The organism is Parafrankia sp. EUN1f, from assembly GCF_000177675.1.
GTDB lineage: Bacteria > Actinomycetota > Actinomycetes > Frankiales > Frankiaceae > Parafrankia.
The window spans coordinates 1-5135 of record NZ_ADGX01000282.1 but is presented as its reverse complement, the minus strand read 5'-3'; the positions used below and the strand labels follow the sequence as shown (position 1 = coordinate 5135).

Here is a 5135-nt window from a genome sequence, read left to right as displayed (position 1 = left end):
CGGAGGCTCGGGGATTTGAACCCCGGATGGGCTGTAGACCCAAACCGCATTAGCAGTGCGGCGCCATAGACCGGACTAGGCGAAGCCTCCTTGAAGGTGCGTCCCAAGCATAGCGCCCCGCACAGCGGACCAGACCACGACCCTCCCGTGCGGAGCGCAACACTCCTCCAATGGCGCCATGCCGCGCTCCGGATCGGCTGCCCTCAGGTGGCGGACGGCGATGACGGTGACGTGGACGAGACGGAGAGCGACGGCCCGTCGCCAGTGCTGGAGCCCGCCGGCGTACCTGCGGTGAGGGCTGCCAGGACGACGGACGCCACCTCCGCGCGCCGTTCGCTGCTGAGCACCGCGGCTGGTCGCGTGCCGGCCGGCCCCTCGACCGGATCCTCCACGTAGAAGGCATCGACCACGTCCAGGCCCAGGGTCGCGACGATCGCGGTGCGGACGTCCAAGCCCGTCTCGGCCAGCGCCCTGGCGATGCGGTGCAGCACGCCGGCGCGGTCGGGCGCCCGGACCTCGACCACCGGCACGGAGCCGGAATCATCGAAGATCACCTGTGGCGGCGCCGGGGTGCTGCGCCGCCTACTCGATGCGTAGTCCTGTTCGCGGCCGGCGAGGCGTGCGGTCAGGTCGAGGCTGCCCGCGATCGCCCCACGCAGGTCCGTCTGGAGCCGTTGGAGGTCGGGCCGCTCGCCGTGCGGCGCGGCGACGGCGGCCTGCAGCAGGGACCGTCCGGCGGAGCTTCGCGCCGAGGCACGTCGGACGTCCAGCCGGTTGAGCGCGAGCACGCCCGCGGTGGTGGCGAGCAGCCCCACCCGGTCGTCGGCCGTCACGACGACGATCTCGAACATGCCCTCGTCGGGCAGCGGGTTGACCTGCACGGTGAGGTCGCCGGGCAGCGCGAGCAGCGCGATCTGGCGGTCGGACAGCGCGGGCGGGCAGGGCGGCTCGCGGCCGTCGAGCACGGCCGTGGCGCGTTGGACGAGCTCGGAGACGAGCCGGGCCTTCCAGGCGTTCCAGGCGGTCGGCCCGGTCGCCTGGGCGTCGGCCTCGGTGAGCCGGTGCAGCAGGGTGAGCACCCGGACGCTGCCGGCGGAGGCGGCCACCGACTCGATTGTGGCGGTGTCGTCGATGTCCCGTCTCGTCGCGGCCTCGACCAGCAGGAGATGGTGCCGGATCATCGCGAGCAGGACCTCGGTGTCCGCGGGTGGGAGCCCCAGCCGGGGCGCCAGCTCTCGCACGACGTCGATACCGGCGTCGGTGTGGTCTCCTGGGTACCCCTTGCCGATATCGTGCAGCAGCGCGCCGAGCAGGAGCAGGTCGGGCCGGTCGACGTCCCGGGTGTGCGCGGCGGCGCGGGCGGCGGCCTCGAGCAGGTGCCGGTCGACGGTGTAGCGGTGGTATGGGTTGCGCTGTGGCCTGCTGCGCACCGCGGCCCACTCGGGGATCAGCCGCTCAAGCAGCCCCACCTGATCGAGGGACTCCATCACCCGGATCGCCGGGTCACCGGTCGCCAGCAGGCTGACCAGGTCGTCGCGCGCGGCCTCGGGCCAGGGCGCGGGCATCGCGGGCGCCTCCTGGGCGAGCCGGTCGATGGCGTACCGGCCGAACGGGATGCCGGTGCGCGCCGCGGCGGCGGCCGCACGCAGGACGAGTCCGGGGTCGTTCGCCGGATCGGCGTCCCGGGCCAGCTGGATCTCCCCGTCCTGCTCGACCACGCCTTCGTCCAGCGGCCGGCGGACCGGCCGGCGCAGTCCGGCACCGATCCTGGAGCTGGAGCGCTGCGCGGCCGCGACCCGATACCAGGTGGTGTCCCAGGTCCAGGAGATGACGCGACCCGCGTCGGCGACCGCGCGGGAGACGGCGACGGAGTCCGGGTAGCCCAGGGCCGCGGCCACCGCCTCGCCGTCCTGCAGGAGGAGCCGGTCCTGCCCGCGGCCCTGACCGATCCGGCGCACCTCACCGCGGACGTCCAGCAGCACCTCATAGGCCTGCTGGACGCGCGCCGGGGGCTCCTCAGCCACCCAGGCGGCGGCGAGCGCCTTCAGCGCCTGCACATCGCGCATGCCACCCCGGGAGTCCTTCAGGTCCGGCTCGAGGAGGAAGGCGACCTCTCCCGTCCGGCGAGCCCGCTCGTTGACCGACAGGGCGAGCTCCGGCAGCCGACGTGACGCCCGCGACCGCCAACGGGCCCGGACCGTGTCGACGAGCTTCGCCGCGAGGCCGGTGTCGCCGCGGATGAGACGTGCGTCGAGCAGGCCCAGGGCCGCCTTGAGGTCGGTGTCGGCGACGGTGACGGCTTCGTCGACGGTGCGGACGCTGTGGTCCAGGCCGACCCCGGCGTCCCACAGCGGGTACCAGATCGCGTCGGCGACCGCGGACACGTCCTTGCGACGACCGTCGTGGACGAGCACGAGATCGAGATCGCTGCCGAAGGCCGGCTCGCGGCGCCCGTAACCGCCCACGGCCAGCAGCGCGATACCGGCACCTGGTTCTCCGAACAGGTCGGCGAGCGCGGCGTCGGCGAGTTCGGCCAGGGCCTCACGCAGCGCGGATCCGGTCAAACCGGGAAATTCGTCCGCACGGCCCCGCAGAGCCCTGAGCCTCGCGTCCACCGGTCACCCCCGTCCTACTGGTCCACGGCCCCCACTCTGGCACTCTCGCGCACTTTCCTTCCCGCTGTCCGGTGATATGCGACCGAAAGCTCTTCTGGTCGTCACGGCGCCGAAACGGAAAGGGGGCGCACCGTAACAGGTGCGCCCCCAGGATGTTTCGTGCGGCTTACAGAGCGTCCGAGCCCCGCTCGCCCGTCCGCACACGGACGACTGACTCGACGGGAACTACCCACACTTTCCCGTCACCGATCTTGCCGGTCTGGGCGGACGTGGTGATCGCGGCGACGAGCTCGTCCACCGCCTCGTCGTCGACAACGACCTCGATCTTGATTTTCGGGACGAAGTCCACCTTGTACTCGGCGCCCCGGTAGACCTCGGTGTGCCCCTTCTGGCGGCCGTATCCCTGAACCTCGGAGATCGTGAGACCGTGCACGCCGAGACCTTCCAGCGCCGTCTTCACGTCGTCGACCTTGAACGGCTTGATGACCGCGGTGACGAGCTTCATGCCTGGGCCTCCTCGGGGACACGGGCGGCGGCGACGGAGGTGAACCCGCTGCCACTGCTGAGCGAGGTCTGGCGGTAGGCGGTCTCGCCGTGCAGCGCCTCGTCGAGGCCCTGCTCCTCTTCCTCCTCCGAGACCTTCAGGCCGATCGTGTACTTGATCGCAAGGGCGATCAGGAGAGTCACGACCGCGGAGTAGCCCAGTGTCGCGCCGATGGCGATCAGCTGCTCGAGCACGACCTTCCAGGGGCCGCCGTAGAACACGCCGTCCTTGCCCGCCGGGTTGGTGTCGATGGTCGCGAAGAAACCGGTGAGCAGTGCACCGAGGACACCACCGACGAGGTGGACCGCGCCGACGTCGAGCGAGTCGTCGATGCCGACCTTGCCCTTGATCGAGGTGGCCAGCGCGCAGATCGCACCCGCGAGCAGACCGATGGCAATCGAGCCCATCGGCGAGACGAAACCGCAGGCCGGCGTGATGGCGACCAGACCGGCGACCGCACCGGAGGCTGCGCCGAGCGTGGTGGCCTTGCCGTCACGCAGGTACTCGATCGCGATCCAGCCGAGGATGGCCGTGGCCGCGCCGATCTGAGTGTTGAGCAGGGCGAACGCCGCGACCTTGTTCGCACCCAGCGCGGAGCCGGCGTTGAAGCCGAACCAGCCGACCCACAGGATGCCGGTACCGAGCAGGACGAACGGCACGTTGTGCGGGCGGAAGTCGCCGCCGGGCCAGCCACGCCGGTTGCCCAGCACCACGGCGAGCACGATCGCGGCGATACCGGCGTTCGCGTGGACGACCGTGCCACCGGCGAAGTCAAGCGCGCCCCGCTCGAACAGCCAGCCGGTGCTCGCCCAGACCCAGTGCGCGATCGGCGAGTAGACGAGGATCGACCACAGCGTGATGAAGACCGCGAAGGCGCTGAACTTCATCCGGTCCGCGATGGCCCCGGTGATCAGCGCCGGGGTGATGACCGCGAACATCATCTGGAAGGCGACGAACGCGACGTAGGGGTACGCGCCGTCGCTGGCGGTCAGGTCCTGAAGCGCGAAAAAGTCGAGGCCACCCCAGAATCCGTTACCCGCGCCGAACGCGAGGCTGAATCCGATGACCGACCACACCAGGGTGATCATGCCCATGGTGAAGAAATTCTGCATCAGCATGCCCAGCACGTTCTTCGCGCGGACCATGCCGCCGTAGAAAAATGCAAGGCCGGGCGTCATGAAGAGCACGATCGCGGCGCTGATCAGCACCCACGCGGTGTCGCCCGAGTTCAGTTCTGCCATGTCACTCCTGTCATTCCCCCCGCGCGCACCGCGCGGACTGCGCTACCCGGACTCCGGCCACGCTGCGCTCGTCCCGGTCCCTCCGGCCGAAGAGTCGATAAGATCTGTTCCGGTCTAGTGTCTAATCTGTTTCCGACGTGTGAAATCGCTGAATTGGGCGACCCGTGCGCCCCGACCTTGGGCTCCAGGTGGGCGTTCCGAGACCCTCCGTGTCGGTCGGCGCGCTTCCGTGACTCTACAACTGCACAGAGTTACGTTGCCGCGTCGTGACCAGTGTTCCGACGGAGGGCTGGCATAGCGCCGGCAGCCCGTCCCACGAGGCCAACAGTATCCCCCGATCGGGTATGAATTCGCCCGCTTCGTCCGCCGCGGATGGCAGAGGAGGTATTGAAGGGCCGAGCCCAACGAGCACGAAAGGCGAGAAAAGGCGCCGCGAGCCGCCACGGCCCCGGGAGAGCGGTCCGCGGGGCCTGCGCCCGGCCCTCGTCGCACTGGTTGGCGTGCTGACCGCAGGCCCCGCGCTGACGGCCGGTCCAGGCCTCGGTATCGCCCGCGCCGAGCCAGGCGCCAGCCCTCGCTCCGGCTCCGGCTCCGACTCTCGCGCCGGCTCCGACTCTCGCGCCGACTCGGGCTCTCGCGCCGACTCGGGCTCCGGCTCCGGCGACCGGTCACAGGAAGGCCACGCCGAGGACCTCGGTAGCGTCACCGCGCAGATCGCGACCACCCGGGACCGCA

At 70.7% G+C, this 5135-nt stretch carries 3 protein-coding genes, 1 tRNA gene and 1 pseudogene; 1 reads left to right on the top strand and 4 read right to left on the bottom strand.

The window, feature by feature from the left end; genetic code table 11:
- The 4 genes from FREUN1FDRAFT_RS37765 to FREUN1FDRAFT_RS37750 all read right to left on the bottom strand — a co-directional run bounded on the left by FREUN1FDRAFT_RS37765 (position 1) and on the right by FREUN1FDRAFT_RS37750 (position 4400).
- Positions 1-90, bottom strand: a tRNA-Ser gene (locus FREUN1FDRAFT_RS37765).
- 113 nt (positions 91-203) lie between these two features.
- A complete protein-coding gene (locus FREUN1FDRAFT_RS37760) occupies positions 204-2615 on the bottom strand; it encodes a [protein-PII] uridylyltransferase (RefSeq protein WP_006545709.1) in 2412 nt (803 codons plus the stop codon).
- A 166-nt stretch (positions 2616-2781) separates the two neighbouring features.
- Positions 2782-3120, bottom strand: coding sequence for a P-II family nitrogen regulator (locus FREUN1FDRAFT_RS37755; RefSeq protein WP_006545708.1), 339 nt, complete (start codon positions 3118-3120; stop codon positions 2782-2784).
- On the bottom strand, positions 3117-4400 hold the full coding sequence (locus FREUN1FDRAFT_RS37750) for an ammonium transporter (RefSeq protein ID WP_006545707.1): 1284 nt from the start codon (positions 4398-4400) through the stop codon (positions 3117-3119). Before FREUN1FDRAFT_RS37750 ends, FREUN1FDRAFT_RS37755 begins: the two co-directional genes overlap by 4 nt.
- Positions 4401-4900: 500 nt before the next feature.
- On the opposite strand from FREUN1FDRAFT_RS37750, the pseudogene FREUN1FDRAFT_RS47240 reads away from it, so the two are divergent.
- A pseudogene (locus FREUN1FDRAFT_RS47240) lies at positions 4901-5135 on the top strand (hypothetical protein); the annotation flags it as partial.